The sequence below is a fragment of the Streptomyces sp. NPDC030838 genome (assembly GCF_055572035.1).
Genome location: NZ_JBVIED010000009.1, coordinates 100,713 through 119,854 on the forward strand (window position 1 = coordinate 100,713; position 19,142 = coordinate 119,854).

Annotated in this window: 20 protein-coding genes; 9 read left to right on the plus strand and 11 right to left on the minus strand. The window is 69.9% G+C overall.

The features are described 5' to 3' along the window. Window positions 1-7: 7 nt before the first annotated feature. Entirely contained in the window at window positions 8-586 is a 579-nt protein-coding gene (locus ACZ42A_RS23165; protein ID WP_468529157.1) for a TetR/AcrR family transcriptional regulator, read from the minus strand. After that, window positions 580-1,383 carry a hypothetical protein gene (locus ACZ42A_RS23170; protein ID WP_468529158.1) on the minus strand — a complete coding sequence of 268 codons (804 nt, stop codon included), beginning with the start codon at window positions 1,381-1,383 and terminating at the stop codon, window positions 580-582. Before ACZ42A_RS23170 ends, ACZ42A_RS23165 begins: the two co-directional genes overlap by 7 nt. A gap of 350 nt (window positions 1,384-1,733) precedes the next feature. Here ACZ42A_RS23170 and ACZ42A_RS23175 point away from each other — a divergent pair, with 350 nt between their 5' ends. Then, a complete protein-coding gene (locus tag ACZ42A_RS23175; RefSeq protein ID WP_468529159.1) occupies window positions 1,734-2,780 on the plus strand; it encodes a hypothetical protein in 1,047 nt (348 codons plus the stop codon). 66 nt (window positions 2,781-2,846) lie between these two features. Here ACZ42A_RS23175 and ACZ42A_RS23180 read toward each other — a convergent pair whose 3' ends face one another. Further along, on the minus strand, window positions 2,847-3,128 hold the full coding sequence (locus ACZ42A_RS23180) for a zinc-binding dehydrogenase (RefSeq protein ID WP_468529160.1): 282 nt from the start codon (window positions 3,126-3,128) through the stop codon (window positions 2,847-2,849). A gap of 8 nt (window positions 3,129-3,136) precedes the next feature. Beyond that, window positions 3,137-3,577 (minus strand): MFS transporter, encoded by a 441-nt coding sequence (locus ACZ42A_RS23185; RefSeq protein ID WP_468529161.1) that lies wholly within the window; start codon window positions 3,575-3,577, stop codon window positions 3,137-3,139. A 413-nt stretch (window positions 3,578-3,990) separates the two neighbouring features. On the opposite strand from ACZ42A_RS23185, the gene ACZ42A_RS23190 reads away from it, so the two are divergent. Both ACZ42A_RS23190 and ACZ42A_RS23195 read left to right on the plus strand, forming a co-directional pair. Next, window positions 3,991-4,236 carry an MmyB family transcriptional regulator gene (locus ACZ42A_RS23190; RefSeq protein WP_468529162.1) on the plus strand — a complete coding sequence of 82 codons (246 nt, stop codon included), beginning with the start codon at window positions 3,991-3,993 and terminating at the stop codon, window positions 4,234-4,236. Then, on the plus strand, window positions 4,226-4,525 hold the full coding sequence (locus ACZ42A_RS23195) for an MmyB family transcriptional regulator (protein ID WP_468529163.1): 300 nt from the start codon (window positions 4,226-4,228) through the stop codon (window positions 4,523-4,525). Before ACZ42A_RS23190 ends, ACZ42A_RS23195 begins: the two co-directional genes overlap by 11 nt. Here the strand turns inward: ACZ42A_RS23195 and ACZ42A_RS23200 are convergent. Beyond that, on the minus strand, window positions 4,522-6,027 hold the full coding sequence (locus ACZ42A_RS23200) for a peptide ligase PGM1-related protein (RefSeq protein ID WP_468529164.1): 1,506 nt from the start codon (window positions 6,025-6,027) through the stop codon (window positions 4,522-4,524). The genes ACZ42A_RS23195 and ACZ42A_RS23200 overlap by 4 nt on opposite strands. A 222-nt stretch (window positions 6,028-6,249) precedes the next feature. On the opposite strand from ACZ42A_RS23200, the gene ACZ42A_RS23205 reads away from it, so the two are divergent. Beyond that, window positions 6,250-7,443 (plus strand): aromatic ring-hydroxylating oxygenase subunit alpha, encoded by a 1,194-nt coding sequence (locus tag ACZ42A_RS23205; protein ID WP_468529165.1) that lies wholly within the window; start codon window positions 6,250-6,252, stop codon window positions 7,441-7,443. On the opposite strand, the gene ACZ42A_RS23210 is transcribed toward ACZ42A_RS23205, so the two are convergent. From ACZ42A_RS23210 to ACZ42A_RS23230, 5 genes are read right to left on the minus strand one after another with little or no spacing between them, the layout of a single operon-like run. After that, complete coding sequence (locus ACZ42A_RS23210; protein ID WP_468529166.1) at window positions 7,409-8,596, minus strand: acyl-CoA dehydrogenase family protein; 1,188 nt, start codon at window positions 8,594-8,596, stop codon at window positions 7,409-7,411. The genes ACZ42A_RS23205 and ACZ42A_RS23210 overlap by 35 nt on opposite strands. Further along, window positions 8,593-9,366 carry a thioesterase II family protein gene (locus ACZ42A_RS23215; protein WP_468529167.1) on the minus strand — a complete coding sequence of 258 codons (774 nt, stop codon included), beginning with the start codon at window positions 9,364-9,366 and terminating at the stop codon, window positions 8,593-8,595. Before ACZ42A_RS23215 ends, ACZ42A_RS23210 begins: the two co-directional genes overlap by 4 nt. A 4-nt stretch (window positions 9,367-9,370) precedes the next feature. Next, a complete protein-coding gene (locus ACZ42A_RS23220; RefSeq protein WP_468529168.1) occupies window positions 9,371-9,649 on the minus strand; it encodes a phosphopantetheine-binding protein in 279 nt (92 codons plus the stop codon). A gap of 32 nt (window positions 9,650-9,681) precedes the next feature. Further along, window positions 9,682-11,406 (minus strand): amino acid adenylation domain-containing protein, encoded by a 1,725-nt coding sequence (locus ACZ42A_RS23225; RefSeq protein WP_468529169.1) that lies wholly within the window; start codon window positions 11,404-11,406, stop codon window positions 9,682-9,684. A gap of 14 nt (window positions 11,407-11,420) precedes the next feature. Further along, on the minus strand, window positions 11,421-12,359 hold the full coding sequence (locus ACZ42A_RS23230) for a chlorinating enzyme (protein WP_468529170.1): 939 nt from the start codon (window positions 12,357-12,359) through the stop codon (window positions 11,421-11,423). 337 nt (window positions 12,360-12,696) lie between these two features. On the opposite strand from ACZ42A_RS23230, the gene ACZ42A_RS23235 reads away from it, so the two are divergent. Continuing rightward, window positions 12,697-13,539: a GntR family transcriptional regulator gene (locus ACZ42A_RS23235; RefSeq protein WP_468529171.1), complete on the plus strand. Its 843-nt coding sequence runs from the start codon at window positions 12,697-12,699 to the stop codon at window positions 13,537-13,539. Continuing rightward, window positions 13,532-14,725 (plus strand): MFS transporter, encoded by a 1,194-nt coding sequence (locus tag ACZ42A_RS23240; RefSeq protein ID WP_468529172.1) that lies wholly within the window; start codon window positions 13,532-13,534, stop codon window positions 14,723-14,725. Before ACZ42A_RS23235 ends, ACZ42A_RS23240 begins: the two co-directional genes overlap by 8 nt. Here ACZ42A_RS23240 and ACZ42A_RS23245 read toward each other — a convergent pair. Further along, window positions 14,722-16,086, minus strand: coding sequence for a tetratricopeptide repeat protein (locus ACZ42A_RS23245; protein ID WP_468529173.1), 1,365 nt, complete (start codon window positions 16,084-16,086; stop codon window positions 14,722-14,724). The two genes, ACZ42A_RS23240 and ACZ42A_RS23245, sit on opposite strands and share 4 nt — an antisense overlap. 371 nt (window positions 16,087-16,457) lie before the next feature. Here ACZ42A_RS23245 and ACZ42A_RS23250 point away from each other — a divergent pair, with 371 nt between their 5' ends. The 3 genes from ACZ42A_RS23250 (at window position 16,458) to ACZ42A_RS23260 (ending at window position 19,055) form a co-directional block, all read left to right on the plus strand. Then, window positions 16,458-16,892: a hypothetical protein gene (locus ACZ42A_RS23250; RefSeq protein WP_468529174.1), complete on the plus strand. Its 435-nt coding sequence runs from the start codon at window positions 16,458-16,460 to the stop codon at window positions 16,890-16,892. A 145-nt stretch (window positions 16,893-17,037) separates the two neighbouring features. After that, window positions 17,038-17,574, plus strand: a complete 537-nt coding sequence (locus tag ACZ42A_RS23255) for an SRPBCC family protein (protein WP_468529175.1) — start codon at window positions 17,038-17,040, stop codon at window positions 17,572-17,574. Between the two features lie 275 nt (window positions 17,575-17,849). Then, window positions 17,850-19,055 (plus strand): MFS transporter, encoded by a 1,206-nt coding sequence (locus ACZ42A_RS23260; protein WP_468529176.1) that lies wholly within the window; start codon window positions 17,850-17,852, stop codon window positions 19,053-19,055. The last annotated feature ends 87 nt before the right edge of the window (window positions 19,056-19,142 follow it).

A 19,142-nucleotide genomic window follows, 5' to 3' on the forward strand; every position in this document is an offset into this window, starting at 1 on the left:
CAGCGGGCTACTCCGCCGCCACGACGCGCTCGACCGCGGCCGTCACCAGCTGCTCGCGCTCCGCCTCCGTGAAGACGTCCGGCAGCGTGAGCTGCTCCACGATCAGCCAGTTCAGCGTCAGCATGAGCAGCTTGACGGCCATGGCGTCGCCGGGGAGGCCGGAGGCCTCGTGGTAGGCGACGTTGGCGTCGACGTCGGCCCGGACCCGCTCGGTGAGGACCTTGCGCAGTTCGGGGCGGCGGGTCGCCTCGAGGCGGAGCTCGAGCAGCGCGAGGTAGCCGGTGCGGAACGAGGAGACGCGGCCGACGAGTTCGCGCATGAGCTGCACGTAGGTCTCCCGGTCGCGGCCGGCCGCCTGGTGGCGGGCGATGGTGGCCTCGTCGGGCTGGAGCCGCTCATAGACCCGGGCGCCGGCCTGGGTGAGCAGGTCGTCGCGGCTGGCGAAGTAGTTGGACGCGGTGCCGACGGGCACGCCGGCCTCGCCGTCCACCGCCCGGAACGTCAGGCCGCGCGCGCCTTCCCTGGCCAGCACCTCGATCGCGGCGTCGACGAGGACGGCGCGCCGTTGGTCGTTCCGTCTCACCATGGAACCACTCCGCCTGTAGTACTACGTGTCAACCACTTCAGGCAGAGTACTACGGGCCGGTTATGCCGGAGGGGACGCATCAACCGAAGATCCTCACCCCAGGCATCCAGCGTGAGCCCATGGCCGGCCTCTCGCGCAACGGTCTCGACTCGGGCGAACAGCCGCCGCTGCACGTCCACGTCACCGGTCTCCGCGATCCTCCCGACGGCGGCCAGGAGCTCTCGCGTCTCCCAGCCCCGAAGCGGAAACCTCTCCAGTTCCCAAGCCAGGTACTTGTTGTAGGGACGCGGACGACCCTCAAGGGCGAACAACAGCTCCAGCAGGAAGCCGATGCTGTCGGCCGCGTCCAGGCGAGCTGCGAGCGGGTGGCCGTCGCGTGCGTTCTTCACCGACCGATACAGCGAGTTGGCGTAGGCGTCCAGCCAACCCGCCGCCGCGCGCGATGCATCATCGGCGTCGAGCCGTCCCTTGGCCGCAACCATCTCGGCGATCCCCCCGTCGAGCCGGTCGAGCAGGACACAGGACCGGGCGAGGGCATAGCGTTCCCAGCCGCCGAGCCGACGGAACTCCTCCACCGTCACGACGACGAGATCCAACTCGGCGGAACGACAACCATCGAGGCCTGCCAGGTCGGTGGCCGCTCGGTCGCCGAGGATGACGTACACATCGTGATCGGAGTACCGGGTGGACATGCCCTCGTGAGCGTGGGAGCCCTTGAGGACCAGCCCCAGGACGTCCGGGTCGGCGGCGGCACGGGCGATGAACGCCTCGTAGGTCAGCGGGTGTGGTGCGGACACGTGTCGGTCTCCAGCCTGATTGACGGTGCATACGCCGAACCGCTCTCCCGGTCCTGCCGACGGGAGAGGCGGTCATTCCGTCCGCAGCGGCCACGAGCCACTGCCCTGAAGATCAACGCACGTTCCGCATGCTACGCGACCCTGTCGGCGGCCGGCAGGCTCACGTGGCGCGGGGCGCGTTCCACCGGCGCACACCGAGAGACCGGAATCCGCCTGTACGTCACCGGCTTCCCCCAGGTATCGCAGTCATCAGCGCTTTCTTGCGTGGCCGGCCCACTACCTCATCGGAGGCCCACCTTGCACACCACCCCACGCCGTGTCGTCCTCAACCGGCCGACGGAGCACGCGTTATGAGCGCCGGCCCGCAGAAGTACCCGGGGGCCTCGACGGCGTACTGGTACCAGGACGACTACCCGGGCTCGGCGATGAGGACGAACACGATCGTCTGGCACTCCACGGAGGGCACGTCGCTGCCGTCGTACGGCGGCGGGGCCTCGGCCCCGAACTTCACGGCGAAACCGGACTTCACGGCGAAGAGACTGGTCTGGTACCAGCACTTCGACTTCGACGTGTCCAGCCGCGCCCTGGTCAACACTTCCGGCGGCGTGGAGACGAACACACTCAACGTGTGCCAGGTCGAGGTGGTCGGTACCTGCGACCCGTCCACGCACAGGAGATGGGGATCGACACCCCACCTGTACATGCCGCAGCTGCCGGACTGGGCGGTCCGCGATCTCGGGGCGTTCGCCCGGTGGGCGCACGAGCAGCACGGCGTGGCACTCACCTCCGGACTGACCTTCAAGGCCTACCCCGGCTCGTACGGCGCCGGCAACGGCGTGCGGATGTCCCACAGCGCCTGGAACAGCTTCGGCGGGCACTGCGGGCACCAGCACGTCCCGGAGAACCTCCACGGCGACCCCGGGGCCTTCCCCATGACCGCGATCCTCAACGCCGCCCGAGGCACCTCACAGGAGGACCCCATGCCCCAGTACGTCAACCTCGGCATCGCCGACCCCTACCGCCTCAACCCCGGCGGCTGGGACTCGATCGAGTTCCCCCGGGAGTGGAGCGACGAGACCGGCGACCACGCCGACGGCGGCAGCGTGTGGGCCCGCGGCGCCTGCCGCTTCTCCGGCTCCCTGAGCCTGCGCGTCACCGGCCTGGAGCCCGGGAGGACTGTACAGGCCCGCATGTCGGAGTACGAGGACGGCGAACTGGTGCAGGACCACCCGATCCACGAGCTGGTCGGCACCGCCGGGGACACGTTCGGCGTGCTGCCCCTGGTGAAGCGCATCGGGGCGGGGCGGGGAATGCGGGTGAGGCTGCTCAACACCCAGGACACGCCCGTCACGATCGTGTCGGCCGTGCTCACCGCGCTTGTGTGGAAGGAGAGATGAACCCTGCCGTAGGCGTGGAACGGCAGGGTGACCACGACGAGACCGGCGGCCCGACCGGCCTCGGCGTCAGAGTTCGAGGACGATGGAGCCGACGGCTTCGCGTGAGGCGAGGCGTGCGTAGCCGGCTTCGAAGTCGTCGAGAGCGAACGTGCTGTCGATGACCGGGCGCAGCCGCCCTTCGGCCGTCAGCCGGCCGATGTCGTCCAGGGCCTTGGTGATCTCCTCGTCGGAGTCGCCGTGCACCCCGTAACCGGTCACGAACCGTTCGCCGACGAGGAGGTCCAGTACGTCGACCGGGGCCGTCCTGCCGGTGAAGCCGAGGGAGACGACCGTGCCGTGGCGGCGCACGGACCGGATCAGTTCGCCCAGGCGCGGGCCGCCGACCGGGTCCAGGGCGACACGACCACGGACATCGCCTTCCCGCGCCGGTCGGCGGTGACGAGCGAGACCGCGGCGACCGAGGCCAGCGCCCAGAACCCGGCGTACGCCATGCCCGTGACCACGCGCATCACCAGCAGAAAGCCGAAGTGCGGCACGAGCGCGGCGGCCGCGTGCCCGGCGACGAACACCGCCTGGAAGCCGACCAGCGCCGCACGGCGGGGCAGCCTCAGCGTGGCCAGTGTCAGCAGCGGCGCGCCGACGACCATGCCGATCGCGAAGGCCGAGACCAGCAGCCCCGCGCCGGACAGGGAGACATCCAGATCGCCGGCGACGGAGGGCAGCAGCCCGGCGAGCATGAACTCCGAGGTGCCCTGAGCGAAGGTTCCGAACCCGAGGATGTGGATGATCAATGGCATGGGGGAGTGCTCCGGAGGACAGTGGCGAGCGAGTGCGGTGCTGGGCAGGAGACGGCCCGGCTAGGCCATGACCGCGTTGTTCCAGGTTCACGCCGCGGGAAGGGCGGGCCGGACCGCACAAGTGGCCCAGCCGAGCCTGGGTCCGGCTGGGCCACCCTGGGCCCAGGCGACCGCCCCGCCCCGCGCGAATACTGGAGGAATGGAGTAGAACGCCGAACTGGGAGACTTCCTGCGCACCCGCCGGGCCCGCCTGAGCCCTGCCGAGGCGGGCGTGACCCCGGGCGGCGGCGCTCGCCGGGTGCCGGGCCTGCGCCGCGAGGAGGTCGCCCACCTGGCCGGTGTGAGCACGGACTGCTAACACCCGCCTCGAACAGGGCCGCCACCCCAACGTCTCCGAGGCCGTCCTGGACGGCGTGGCCCACGCCCTGCGCCTGGACGACGACGAACGCGCCCACCTCTTCGACCTCGCCCGGATCCGCACCACCCGCCCGCGCCGCCGCCGGGCGCAGCCCGTGCAGCGTGTGCGCCCCGAGGTCCATCAGATGCTGGACATCCTGGGCGGCGTCTCACCGGCCTTCATCGCCAACCACCGGCAGGACGTACTGGCAGCCAACCACCTGGCCCGCGCCCGACGCCCTGCTCAACGAAATGATCGGTGAGGCCGTCGTGAAGGTGCCGGAGTTCAGATCCTGGTGGGACAGCCACCGAGTGGCCCAGTGCGTGCACGGTACGCAGCACTTCCACCACCCCGTGGTCGGCGAGTTCACCCTGCACCACGAGACCCTGGCCTTCCCGGCCGACCCGGGCCAGACCGTGTGCGTCTACACCGCCGAGCCCGGCTCCGCCTCCGCACAGGCCCTCGCCCTCCTGGCCGGCTGGAGCGCCCCCGACGCCACATCGCCGTCTCGGGCATCCAGTCCTACGGCCCCGACGACCTCTGGGCGCTAACGCTCCGCTCCGCACGCCGCGTCGAGTGCGGCCACCACCTCGCGGTACCGCGCCCGGGCGGCGGTGTGGCTGCGGTCGATGACCACGGCGCCCAGTTTCCCGAACTCCGGCAGCGCGCCCAGCATGTGGAAGACGGCACCGCGACGGTCCCGTTCGGAGTAGAGGAGACCTTCGCGGGACACGAGATCGAGGACCTGTTCCGGCGTCAGGGTCCGGTACCGCTCGTGCTGCAGCCGGTCCGTGGCGACGTAGCACAGCGGCACCTCGTCGGGAGTGAGATAGCTGCCGGTGGCGGGGTCGAGCCTCGCCTCCGCGACGCCCTCCAGGAAGTTCAGCGGTGCCGTTCCCCCGCCCATGCGGAGGTTGATCTCCAGGGCGTGGTGCCGCCAGCCGCCGCCCGCCTCGCGTGCCGAGACGAAGTCGACGCTCGCGATACCGACCATGCCCTTGGCGGCCAGCGTCCGACCCGTCCGCGACGCGAGGTCGTGCAGGTCGTGACGGTAGTCCGCGAGGGCGGGAGCGGTGGCGCCCGCGTAGGTCTGCCGGGCGGCACCCACGAAGAACTGGTCCTGGGTGGACAGCACCCGGACGTCGCCCGTGGGGGAGACCGCTACCTGGGCCGACGGCGACCTGACCTCGGTCCCCGTGACGAACTCCTCCACCACGCCGCCCATCTCGGAGAACTTGGCGGCGTAGTTGTCCCAGGTGTCGGGTGGAGTGGCGAACTCGACGCGTCCGGGCAGCACACGGCGGATCCAGGCCTCGACGCCGCCCGACTCGGGCGCCCCCCGGAAGTCGAAGAGAGCGTTGCCGCCCGCCCCGAAGCTCTCGTTCAGCTTGATGAGGGCGCGCCCCGAAGCGGGCCGGGAAGCGTGCAGTTCGGCCAGGGCCTTGACGAGGTCGTCCTCGTCCCGCAGGTCCTCCACTCCGGTCGGCGCCGGCACGCCCGCCTCCGCGAACACCCGCCGCGCCCCGCTCTTGGAGCCCAGGGAGGCCAGCGCCGGATCGCAGGCGAACAACGGCACACCGAGCCGGACGGCGAGCTCCCTCTCGAACGGTGTGCCGTTGAAGGCGAGGACGCAGGCGTCCTTCGGGTCGGTGAGGGACCGCTTCAGCCGCTCGATCACATCGGGGCGGCGCAGGATCTTCCGCGTCAGCGGCTCCGGGCCGGGGTCCGCGCAGTCGATCAGAGTGAGCCGCCGGCGGGCGTGCCCGGTCGGGAGAGCGCGCACCAGGCCGAGCGCGTACTCCACCGCGATGTCCGGCATCGGCATGCTGGTGACGTAGACGAGGTGCCGGTCCGGGTCGCGCAGCAGGTGCAGAAAGGACAGCAGCCGCTCCTCGTAGTGCATGATTCCCGGGATCTTGGCCATCCCCGCCTGGTCCAGGGTGAAGCTGGGGAGCACCACGACGACCCGCGGTCGGCCCCCGCCGTCGAGAGGAGAGACGAGGTTCCTCTGGAGCTTCTCGAAATCGGCGTTCAGGTCTGCGTTACCTGCCACGAAACCCGCCTTTCCCAAGTGGAGTACGACGTTCAGCATTCCCCCCGCTTCTCACGGGCCAATCCTGAGGCGCCTCAGGTCGGCCACCCCCGTCTCCTTCTGGCCGAAATTCCCTCTGTCAGGGACTTCACCGGTCTGTCAGTCTTGTTCCTCGTTCATCATGGCAGGCTGGAAAGAACCATGGCCGGTTGAGGTGAGGGTCGCTTCGAGGGAGCGCGCCGCATGGATCGCAACGAGGAACTCCGCCTGCTCGACCGGGCCTTGGAGCACCTCCGCAACAAGCGCAAGCAACTCACCGACCACGACACCCGGGTCGGCGTGGAGCGTTACCGGTCGCCTGATTGGTACCAGGCGGAGATCGAACGCATCTTCACGCGCCTCCCCTCCATGCTCGTCCACACCTCCGAGATTCCGGAGCCGGGCAGCTTCGTCACGCTCGAGCACTTCGGGCGGCCGCTGATCGTCACCCGCGACGACGACGGTGTGGCCCGAGTCCTCCTCAACGCCTGCCGCCACCGCGGTGCGCGGGTGGAACCGGACGCGTCCGGGCAGCGCCGCCACTTCACCTGCGGATATCACGCCTGGCGCTACGACCTGGACGGAACCCTGAGCGCCATCCCGAGCGCGCACTGCTTCCCCGGGATCGAGCGAGGCAAGAGGAACCTGCGGTCGTGTCCCTCCGTCGAGGCGTACGGATTCGTGTGGCTCATGCCGGAGGACCGGTCACAGGTGAAGGACCTCGACGAATTCCTCGGGGACTTCCGGCGCGACATCGACGAGCTGAATCTGGCCGCCTTCGAGATATACGGCGCCGAGAGTCACGAGTGGGACATCAACTGGAAGCTCGTCGTCGAGGGAACGCTCGAGGGATACCATTTCCCTTTCCTCCACGCGAAGAGCGCCAATCCGCTCTTCGAAACCAACACCTTCTTCTTCGACTCGTTCGGACCGCACCTGCGTTCCATCCTCCCGAAGCGTTCCATCAACTTCATCGCGGAGACGGAACGCAGTGAGCGACGGCTGCTGTCGGTCGCCAACGTCATCCACACGGTCTTTCCCAACGAGACGGTCCTGCATCAGTCCGACCATTTCCTCTGGATCACGTCGCACCCGCTCGGCCCGGCCAAGACCTTGGTGAAGCTCCGTCTCCTCGTGCCTCCCGGTTCGGCGAGCGGTGCGGATGCCGAGCGCTGGGAGGAGAACAGGAAGCTGACCTATCAGGTGCAGTACGAGGACCTGGAGATATACCGCGAGATCCAGCGGGGCCTGGCGTCCGGAGCCAACGAGGAATACTGCCTGGGCACGCAGGAGTTCGCCCTGCGCACCTACAACGACACGATCGAGAAGTACCTCTTCGACGAAGAGCCCGTCTCCTCCGGGCTCAACGCGACTCCTCGTATCCCCCCTGCGCGATGATGTCGCGCATGACCTCGCTCGCCCCGGCGGCGATGGTGGCGGCGCGCGCGTCCTGAACGGCGCGGGCCACGGGAGCGTCCTCGGAGAAGCCCTCCGCGCCGTACAGGCGCTGGCACTCCTCGGCGACGGTCCGGGACAGCTCGGTCGCCTTGAGCTTCGCCATCGAGCAGGCGGTGATCGACAGCGGGTCCCGGGCGTAGCTCCAGGCCGCGTGATGGACGAGCTGGCGGGTCGCCTCCAGCTCGGTGAGCAGGTCGGCCATCCGGTGCCGGACGGCCTGCTTGCCGCTGAGGGTCGACTCGAAGGCCTCGCGCCGCTTCAGATGCCGCCAGGTGGCCTCCAGGCACTCCTCCGCGGCGCCGACGGCCGTGATCCCCGCGGCCAGCCGCTCCAGCTGCATGTTCTTCATGATCTGCAGGAAGCCGCTGTTGCGCCGGCCGATCAGGTTGGCCCGGGGGACGCGCACAGCGCGCAGACCGACGTCCGCCACGGCCGAGGCCCGCCACGCCGCGCAGTCGTTGGGGCGCACGCTCACCCCTGCCCGGTCCCGCTCGACGACCAGCAGGTTCAGGTCCTGGTGGACCGACCGGCCAGTGGACGATCCGATCCTCACGGCGGTCACGAAGAAGTCGGCGAAGCCTCCGTTGACGACGAAGCGTTTCTCGCCGTCGACGACGAGATCGTCGCCCTCCTCACGCGCGGTCGAGGCCAGCCGTGACAGGTCGGAGCCCGCCTGAGGCTCGGTGATCGCCAGGGCGGCGACCAGCTCGCCGGCCACGGCAGGGCGCAGGAACCGCTCCCGCAGCTCGGCCGAGCCGTCGACGGCGAGGTAGCTCGTCGCCATGTACGAGTGCAGGGCGACGCCGAAACGCACCCCTCCGAAGCCCAGTCGGCCCAGCTCCTCCAGGAAGACCACCGAGTGGAAGAAGTCCTTGCCCGAACCGCCCGCCGACACCGGATGGTTCAGGCCGAGGAGTCCTTCCGCCCCCAGGGCCTGCCAGGCAGAGCGGGGCATGGTCCGCCGGCGTTCCCACTCCGCCGCGTAGGGGGCGATCTCCCGTTGGAGGAAGGCGCGCACGGAGTGCCGGAAGGCGTCGTGCTCGGAGGTGAGGTACGGCGATCGGGCGGACGACACCGCCAGGTCCGTGATCATCGGCCGCCTCCCCGCAGCCGGTCGGCGATGGCGTCGACGACGGCGGATTCCTGCTCCAGCAGGAAGAAGTGGCCGGCTGGGAACGAGTGGATGGCGAACCCCTTCGTGGTGTGGTGCTGCCAGTCGAGCATGTCCTCGTACGGGTCCACGTCGTCGTAGGCACCGCACAGGGCGAGGACCGGGACCGGGAGGCGGCCGGGAGAGGGCTGCCAGGTCTCGGCCAGCCGCAGATCGGAGCGGAGCATCGGTTCCAGCAGATCCATCAGCGCCTGGTTGTCCTGGACCTCCGGTGGCACCCCGTTCATCTCGCGCAGCCGGGCCCGCAGAGTCGGTCCGTCCATGGAGTGCATGTCCGGGTGGCGCGGCGGCCTGCCGGGGCCCCGGCAGGCCGAGACGACGAGCAGGTCGGGAGGGCGACAGCCGCCGTCGGCCAGCCGGTGCGCCAGCTCGTACGCCAGTCGGGCCCCCAGACTGTGTCCGAAGAAGGCGTACGGCCCCCGCTCGGTCAGCGGCGTGAAAGCGGCGGTGAGTTCCCCCAGCGCACCGGCCCACGAGGTGTGGGCCGGTTCACGGAAACGCTGTTCGCGGCCCGGCAGCCGTACACCGACGACCGGGACGCGCGAGGTGAGCCGGGACTGCCAGCCGCGGAAGACCTGAGTGCCGCCCCCGGCGTACGGGAAGCAGTACAGCCGTATGTCGACGGCATCCTCCCCGCCGCTGCCGGCACCGCTGCCCGTACTGTCGTCGCTGAAGGGCGCGAAGAGCCGCACAGGCCTACGCCATCGCCTCGTCGATGGCCTTGGCGAGGCTGGAGAGGCGGGGATCGTCGTACAGGGTCTCGGGCGGCAGGACGTCTTCCGCGAACTGTTCCTCGACCCGCGCCAGAAACCGGATGGCGGTGAGGGAGTTGCCGCCGAGCTCGAAGAAGTTGTCGTGCGCGCTCACCTCGTCTACGCCGAAAAGACTGCGCCAGATGTCGGCGAGCACCTTCTCGGTGCTGGTGAGCTCGGGGGCGGCGCCGGGCTCCGGAGCCGTGGATTCCTGGGAAGTCATCGTCCTCTCCTGTGGGGTGTCGTGGTGAGGCGTCAGCACGGCCGTGGCGCCGCCGCTTCATGGGTGGCGAGCAGAGCGTGACGGTCGGTCTTGCCCGTGGCCGTCAGGGGCAGGTCGTCGCAGGCGTGGATACGGTGCGGCACCATGTAGCCGGGCAGCCGAGCGCGCAGATGGTCGCGCAGCTCCGTCTCCGGGACGGACCCGTCGGTGACGACGAAGCCCACCAGCGCCTTCTCACCGCGGGTGGTCACGGTGACGTAGCTACGCCGCACCGCCGGATGCCGGTCGAGCTGGTGCGTGATCTCGCCGAGTTCGATACGAAAGCCGTTGATCTTGACCTGGTCGTCCTCCCGGCCGTGGAAGACCAGGGAGCCGTCGGGCAGGAGGTAGCCGTTGTCTCCGGTGCGGTAGAGCCGCTCGGGCACGGAGTCCACCACCACGTCGACGAACTTCTCGGCAGTCGGCTCCGGCATGCCGAGGTAGCCGGCGGCGAGCCCGTCGCCCGCGAGACAGATCTCGCCGACGGCGCCCGGTTCGCACAGGGTGGTGCCGTCGATGACGTACAGCCGGGTGTTCTGGATCGGGCGCCCGATCGGGACCACCGCGGAGTCCTCGCTGATGTGGTCGACGGGGTGGTAGGTGGCGAAGGTGGTGGCCTCCGTGGGCCCGTAGACGTGCACCAGCCGTCCGGGGCCGAAGCGTTCCAGCGCGGCCGCGAGATGACGTACGGAGTGCAGCTCACCGCCGGTGAGGACGGTGCCCACACCGGCCAGCGCCTCGGGCGCCTCGTCCATCAGGGTGTTGAACAGCGCCGTCGTGAGAAACAGGACGGTCACCCGGTGCCGACGCAGCTCATGCCCGAGCTGCGACAGGCGCACGAACCCGTGCGGGTACAGCACGCAGGTGCCGCCGTGGAGCAGGGCGCCCCAGATCTCGAACGTGGCCGCGTCGAACGTCACCGGGGCCAGCTGCAGCAGCCGGCTCGTGCGGTCGAGCGGCGCGTAGCGCGCGGCGAACACCAGGCGGGCGATGCTGCGGTGCCGGATGGCGACGCCCTTGGGCCGTCCCGTGGAGCCCGAGGTGAAGTTGACGTACGCGAGGGAGTCGGCCCGCACGGCCGCCCGAGGGCCCGTGTCGCGGCCGGCCGGCCGATCGGCGCTCACCGCCACCACACGGCAGGCGCTCAGCCGGCGACTCATCTCGGGCTCCCGGTCGGTCACCATCCAGGAGCACTCGGCGCTGGCGAACAGCTGGTGCAGCCGCTCGTCGGGCCAGGCGGCGTCGACGGGCAGGTAGGCACCCCCGCACTTGAGCACCGCCAGCAGCGTGACGATCAGCTCGGGGGAACGGGCCACGCAGACGCCGACGACGGCCCCGGGCTTCAGGCCCTGCTCCGTGAGATGCGTGGCGAGGCCGTTCGCTCGCCGGTCCAGCTCGCGGTAGCTCAGGGTGCGCCCACCGTGGACGACCGCAGGCGCGTCGGGCCACCGGGCGACGCAGGCCTCGAACAGCTCGGGGACGCTGCGGTCACTCGGGTAGGCGACGGTGGTGCGATTGACGGCGCGGTGGACGGCCAGGGCGGTGGTGGATCCGGTGATCGGGGGGAGCCGGGTGGTGCGGGGTGTGCCGAAGGTGTCAGCGGCGCTGTTCGTGCGGTCCGCTGAGTTCGTGTGGTCGGCTGTGTCCGTGCGGTCGGTGCGGTCGGCGCCGGCTGGCGCGGCACCGGACGGGACCGGAGGCCGTAACGACGGGGGCATCGACGCCGGCCCGCTCAGCCGGCGATCCGGAACGGCGTGCCGTTGACCGTGTGGTCGACGAACCGATTGTGCTTGTACTCGTCCTGCCCGGAGACCAGCACACACCCGAACTTCTCCAGGCTCGCCTCGCCGCCGAACTCGGAGAGCGCGTCGGAGTACGGGTAGACCTGCACCTGGGTCGGCAGATATCGCGCGGCATAGCCCAGGCGCATGTCGTCGGTGAGTCCGGCGTGCGGGTGCGAGGCGTGCATGAGCGTCGACCAGAAAATGATGAACTGGCCCTGGCGCATGACCATGGACTGCGCCTTCGACTCGTCGGGGCTCCAGTTCGGATCCTTCTGCAACTGGCGGTAGTCGTAGCCGAAAAAGCCCCGTCGCACGCCGCCTTTCTCCACCTTTCCGATGGAGTCGGCGTTGTACTCCATGACCTTGGACTCGTCGTAGTTCATGGTCCTGTGCGAGCCCGGTATGAACTGGAGGCAGCCCATGTCCACGCTGGCCTCGGTGAATGCGCACCAGACCGTGATCGTGCCGCCGAACTCGGAGTCCTCCGGCCAGACGATCTGCGGATGCTTGGATCCGGCCACATTGGAGAAGTTGTCGGCCTGATGCCAGTCGGTTCCCTCGTCTCCCGGATACTTCGGGAAGAACTCGGTACGCCAGCACAGGACATCCGGGCCCAGGATGCTGGACACCCGATGGACGATCTCCGGCCGGGTGATGTGCTCCGCCAGGAAGTCGACGTCCAGGTGCCGGTCGTAGTTGGCGAGATTGGTGACTCCCGAAATTCCCTTTCCCTGGCCGTAGATCGCCCGCTTGGTGTTCAGGAGCCTGGGCCGCAGAGCCCGGAGATTCTCCTCCATCTCCTCGGGCTTGTACAGGTCGAACGGACCGATGTAACCGTCGCGGTGGAACTGCTCGATCTCTTGCTGGCTGAGCTGGAAGTCGACCATGCGTCACCTCGGTTTCATCGACACCCGCCGGGCAGCGACGGGCGCGTGCACGAACCCTGACTTTCGGTCATCGCTCTCGCCGACTGTAAATAGCGGCCAGCGGCTTGTGAAGAGCGCCTTGTTCGCTCGGGATCCGGACGAGTCTCCGACCGCTAAGCGCCCGCTGTCGCAAGTCCGTTTTCGGCACGGCTGGAAACCGCCGCACCGCTCGGCCCGCTCGGCTCGGGCATCGGCAGAGGCGCCGAGCGTATTTCTACTCCAGTAGATCTCACCCGGTGAAGTAGCTTGCCGACGTTCCCTCAACCAGCCGCGCAGCACACCAGCCGGAGGACCGCCCATGCCCCGAGAGGCCCCGTACCTTGCCGTGGCCGATGCGCTGCGCGCACGGATTCTCCAGGGAGAGTGGGCGACAGGGGAGCGCCTGCCCTCTCGGGCACGGCTCGCCGAGGAGTACGGGGTCGGGCGCAACGTCATGCAAAGGGCCATGGACCGCCTGATCATCGAGGGACTCCTCGAAGGACGCGCCGGCTCGGGTACCTACGTCCGCGTGCCGCGCGAGCGCCTGCGTCTGGTCCGCTCGCGGCATCGCGAACGCCGCGGTGCCTCCGGCCCTGGCTCCGACATGAGGGAGCGGGGCAGGGCCGACGCCTGGGATGCGCACAGCCAGGTGCGCGTCCCCGCCCCCGAGCCGATCGCCGAGCGGCTGGCGATCAGCCCCGGAGACCTCTGCGTCACCACGCATTACGAGTTCCTCGCCGACGGGCAACCCGTTCAACTCTCCCAGTCGTGGGAGCCGATGGCCATCACGGACGGAACGCCCATCGTGCTGCCCGAGAGGGGCCCACTGGCCGGGAAGGGCGTGGTCGAACGCATGCGCTCCATCGGCGTGGCCATCGAGACCGTGGTCGAAGTGCCCCGCCCGGCTCGTGCCACCCAGGCACAGGCGAACCTGCTGGGGATCAGCGTGGGGGACCTCGTGCTGCAGATCGAGCGGACCATCTACGACACGGACGGACGCCCGGTGGAAACCGCCGACATGGTCATTCCGGATGTGCGCCGGGAAGTGGTCTACGAGTTCGGAGTCGACCGTCCCCAGCCGCTCACGTCATCAGATCGACATGCCAACACCGACGGCAGGGACCCGAATGTCACTACTCTCCCAGTCCGGACTCTTGCGTGATCCGGACTTCCGGCGCCTGTTCGCCGCGACCGCGCTCGGTCAGCTGGGCGACCGTATCGTCTTTCTGACATTGCCGTTGGTGGCCATCGCCGCATTGAACGCGGACGAGTTCCAGGTCGGATTGCTGGCCGCCATGACCACGGCAGGGTCGCTGCTGGTCGGGCTACCGGCGGGCGCGTGGGTGGACCGTATGCGGAAGCGCTCGGTGATGATCAGGACTGATCTCGTTCGCGCGCTGCTCCTCTTGACGATACCGGTGGCGTGGTGGGGAGACCTCCTCACCATCTCGTGGCTCTACGCGGTTGCCCTCGGCCATGGAGTGCTGACTGTCTTCTTCGATGTCGCGTACGTCAGCTATCTCCCGCACTTGGTGGGGCGCGGCAACCTGGTGGAAGGAAACTCGAAGCTGTCCGCAATACGCTCGGTGACCAGTATCAGCGGGCCGTCGATGGCGGGGCCGTTGATCGGGCTGGTGGGAGCTCCCGCAACGCTGGTGGTGAGTTCGGCCGGCATGGCCGTGTCAGGGCTGCTCGCGCTCACCATCCGCAAACCCGAAAGGAAGCCGGAGCCGAGTGCGAGCCCTCGGCTGGGTCAAGAGATCAAGGAGGGACTGAAGTTCGTCGCCCAGCAGCCCATGCTGCGGGCCATCATGCTGGGAGACGCGATATTCAACCTCTTCCTGGCCATGTATCAATCCATGTTGCTGGTCTTCCTGGAGCGGGAGATCGGCCTCCAGCCCTTCGGTATCGGCCTGATTCTGTCGGCGATGGGCTGCGGTGCCCTGCTGGGCGCACTCTCGGCAACGACGATTTCGAAGCGCGTCGGGCAAGGTCCGGTCATCTGGCTCGCGTCGCTGGTGACCTGTCCGTTGACCGTCCTGATGCCGTTGGCGCGACCGGGTTGGAGCGTGTACCCGGCCGCCATCGGACTCGCGGCTCTTTCACTGGGCGGAGTCGTCCGGGTCGTGGCTCAATCAAGCTTGCAGCAGACCCTCACCCCGGATCGACTTCTGGGCCGGGTGAGCGCGACGGCACGATTCGTCTCCTGGGGCGGCATTCCCCTGGGCGGTCTCCTGGGCGGAGCCGGGGGCTCTGTGTGGGGAGCGAAAGCCACCTTGTGGATCGGGGCGGCCGGTATGACGCTCAGCTTCCTCCCCACCTTCCGGAGCGTCAGATCAGACGGTTAGCCGAAGAGGTTGGGCTCCGTGTGGTGCCGGGCGCGGGCATCCCGCTCGCGTTGGGCGGCTATGGAGGGGAGGGTCGAGATGGCCTCGGCGGGCCGGCCCTGCCTGATCAGGAGCTGTGCCAGCTCCACGGGCGCCCGGGATTCCGCGGAGGACCGGAGCAGGGCGATGGCCTCCTCCACGCGGCCGGCCTCCTCCAGCAGCCACGCCACCGTCGTGTCCCTGTCCCAGTACTCCTCCGCCGGCAGCGCCATGGCCTCCGCGATGGCCTCCTCATGGCGTCCGGTCTCCGCCAGCAGCCACAGCCGCTTGGACCGGACCGAGTGCGTGTGCTCCTTGACGTACTCCGCGCTGCGCTCGTCCAGAAGTCGCAGTGCCTGCTCGGGCCGTCCGTCCTCGACCAGCAGGTCCATGGCCCACTCGAGGTGATTGCCGCAGTCGTAGTACTCGAAGGTGGGCCGTCCGACCTCGACGGCCTCGTCGATCCTGCCCTGCCGGGCCAGGAGATCCACGAGGGTACTGCGATGGTTGGGGTTGTCGGTGGCCTCGATGATCTCCCGCAGGACGGTCTCGGCCTCCCCTTCGCGGCCGAGATCCTCGAGCGCCTTCGTGTAGTGCTTCAGCGCGGCGGCCGCGTGCTGTCCGGTACCCAGCGCGCGCAGCTCCTCCATCCGACCGTGCCGCGCGAGCAGCGCTGCGTAGAGCTCGATGGTGTTCTGGGCGAAGTACCGGCGGGCGGCGAGGTCCGCCTCGAGCACGCGGATCGCCTCGTCGGCGCGACCGGCACGCTCCAGGACCTGGGCCTGAAGGTCCACGGCCTGCTCACCGGCAGGGCAGGACGTGCCCTCCGCCCTGGCCCGCCGTGCGCTCTCCGCCAGCGGAGCGACCAGCTCCAGGACACGCTCGTCACGACCCTGTCCCTCGGTCATCTCGACCAGGGTCGACTGCAGCCACCAGTCCTCCAAGTGAGGGGCGAGGACCCCGATCGCCTCGTCCACCCGCCCCGCCCTCGCCAGCATCAGGGCGTAGTCCCGCCACTCCCGGCCCTCCGCCACCGGCTCGTCCGGGCGGACCAGGGCCAATGCCTCCTCGACCCGCCCCATGTGCAGGCGGACCTCGGCGGCCACGCGCACGGCCGGCTTCCAGCCGGTCGCGCCGAACGGCTCGATGACCGACCACGCCCGCTCGTGGTTCCCCGCCGCACACAACTCGCGGACCGCCGCCTCCGCGCAGAACCACTCGCCCCGCTCGCCCGCCGCCCGCACCACGAGTTCCAGATGCCCGAGTTCGATGAGAAGGTCCGCCGTCCGTGGCGGAATCCCTCCGTAGGCCCGCGCTTGCCACTGAAGATCCTCGACGTTCATGGCGAGGAGCATAAGGACACCCACTGACACCCCCGCCGCGGTGGCTGACGAACTCACCGGCCGCGAGCGCGGCGCCGATTGGGCCCCGGAGGAAGGAAGCCCGAGGTCATGGGCGATGATGCGGACGTCGCTGGACACGGGCAAGGCAGTGAGGGAAGTCTCGGGTGAGTCGAACGGATCGGAACCGGCAGTCGGTTGTGCGGGCGAGGGCCGTGGTGCCTGCCGGAGAGCTGCTTCGGGGCGAACACCACGTCGGACTGGCGGGTTGGGCACCCGTGCCCGGCTACTTCCGTCGGCCACGCGCTCTGCGCTCGGAGCGCCGGACGCTGTGGAGCTGGTGCATGCTCCCGGTGTACGGGGCCGCACGCCTCATGTCCATCACGTGGAACCCGTTCGAGGCACTCTTCGAGGCCCTCTTCTGGCGGGAGGCCAAGAAGCCGGGCAAGCCGTTCCACGGCGGCTGGAACAGCATGGCCGGCCACCTGGCGCGAGCCGTCGTGCCCCGGACCAGGAACGGCACGCACGTGGTGATGCAGGTGACCAGCCACCGCCTCCAACTCGCCTACGTGTCCTGCGCCCGCTCCCTCACGGGCGCGCACGGTGCCGTCGAGGCCGGGTGGTCCACAGACCTGCGCAACGTGATCTGGATCCGTGACCGCAGCGATGTGGCGGGCGGCAACCACGAGATCGGCTTCGTCGACGGTTCGTGGTGCTCCGTCCACTTCATGGGCGAGGGCTGGCGCCGTATGCCGGACGCGTTCCCGGTCAGGCTGAGCCACCTCGACCCGGTGCCCAACGCGGCATGAGAGCGGGTCCGCAGGAGGGCTGCGCGGTGCGTCCATTGGGGTGCCGTTGGGGGAGTCCGGGTCCGTTCGCGGTCCTCCGACGGCGGCCGTGCCTACCGTCGGGGTGTCGCCTCGTCGGGGGCGGCTCACGGAAGGACACCCCCGCATGACCACGCAGAACGCGATCAACTGGCCCGAGAGGTATCTGCCCGGCACCGGTGACAACTTCGTCTCCAACGAGGTCATCGTCCGGGGCGTCACCGCCGCCCGGGTGTGGCGCTGTCTGACCGACACCTCCACCTGGGAGTCGTACAACGGCAACATCACCGGCATCTCCTTCCCGGAAGGCGGCGGCCCCGTGCTGAAGGACGGTGTCGTCTTCGGCTTCGACCCGGTCGGCTTCCCGTCCGTGCGCACCCAGCACGCGCGCGTCGTGGAGTTCCAGGCTCCGGCGGAGCGGGTCCCGGGCCGCTTGTCCTGGACCGCCGAGCAGGACGGTACGCCCGAGCAGCGGCTGGAGGTGCTGCACGCCTGGCTGGTCGAGGACCTGCCCGGGGGCCGGGTCCGTGTCCTGACGCAGGAGACGCAGATCGGGCGGATCGCCGCGGAACTGGCCCGTCAGGTCCCCGATCCGATGCTCAACGGCCACCAGGCCTGGCTGACCGGCCTGATCAAGGCCGCGTCCGGCGAACTCGCCGCCTGACCGCGCCGCGCCCCGGTCCCGCGGGGATGCGGGCAGGCGTCGGCCCTCCCGTGGGGAGGCCGGGAGGGACGGCGCGCGGCCCGTCCCGGGGCAACGGGCAGGGCCGGAGCGGCGGCCCTTCGCCGAGGATCACCGCTGGTCACAGCATTGCACTGGTTTCAGCCACGCAACAGAGTCGTGACTGAAATACGTCACCTCATTTCGGTTCACCGGTGCTGGCGTACGGGCGGCGCGCCAGGCCGCGAGCCGCGGCGGGCGAGGTTACCGTCGGCGACATGGACGGTGATCTTCGAGGCTGGCGCCCATGCCTGCTCAGCGGGGCGGTGTTCGCCGTATGCATGGCCGGCACCACCCTGCCGACCCCCCTCTACGGCCTCTACCAGGAGAAGTTCGGATTCTCCGAACTCACGGTCACCGTCGTCTACGCGGTCTACGCCGTCGGAGTCATCGGGGTGCTGCTGCTGGCGGGCAACGCCTCGGACGCCGTGGGCAGGCGTCCGGTGCTGTTGTGGGGCCTGGGGTTCGCGGCCGCGAGCGCCGTCTGCTTCCTCTGCGCGACCGCGCTGGGCTGGCTGTACGCGGGGCGCTTGCTGTCGGGGCTGTCCGCAGGCCTGTTCACCGGGGCCGCCACGGCGTACGTGATGGAGCTGGCGCCGCGCGGGGGTGCCTCGCGGGCGACGTTCGTGGCGACCGCCGCCAACATGGGCGGGCTGGGCTGTGGTCCGTTGCTGGCCGGGGTGCTCGCGCAGTACGCCGACTGGCCGCTGTATCTGCCGTTCGCGGTCCATCTCGTGCTGACGGCCTGCTCGGTGGCCGTGTTGCTGCGGCTCGCCGAGACCGTGCGGGAGCGGCGGCCGCTGAGCGCCGTACGGCCGCAGCGGCCTGGTCTGCCCCCGCGGGTGCGCGCGGTCTTCGGGCCCGCGGCGGTCGCCTCCTTCGTGGGGTTCGCGCTGTTCGGGGTGTTCACGTCGGTCAGCCCGTCCTTCCTCGCCCAGTCCCTGAACGTGCACAACCACGCGGTGAGCGGGCTGGTCGTCGCGCTGGCCTTCTTCGCCTCGACCGCCGGTCAGCTGGCCGTCGGCCGGATCGGCGTGGGCCGGTCGCTGCCCGTGGGCTGCGCCGCGCTCCTCGCCGGGCTGGCGCTGCTGGCCGGTGCGCTGCGGTGGGATCTGCTGCCGCTGGTGGTGCTGAGCGCGATCGTCGGCGGCGCCGGGCAGGGACTGTCGTTCCGCGGAGCGCTGTCCGCGGTGGCCGAGGCGTCCGACGCGGACCGGCGGGCGGCCGTGATCTCGGCGCTGTTCGTGGTGGCCTACGGAGGCATCTCGGTGCCGGTCATCGGTGTCGGCGTCCTGGCGGGGCCGATCGGTCTCGAGGGGGCCGGGCTGGTGTTCATCGCGTGTATGGCCGTCCTGGTGTCGAGCGCGGGCGTCTACCTGCTGCGGCGGCCGGTACCGGCGACGGAGGCCGGCGGGGTGCGCTAGTCCGGCCGGAGCATGGTGTCGGCCCTGTCGGCCCCCCCGTGCTCCGGCGGAAATCCCCTACCGTGAGGGCCGGAAAGGGCGGAGACT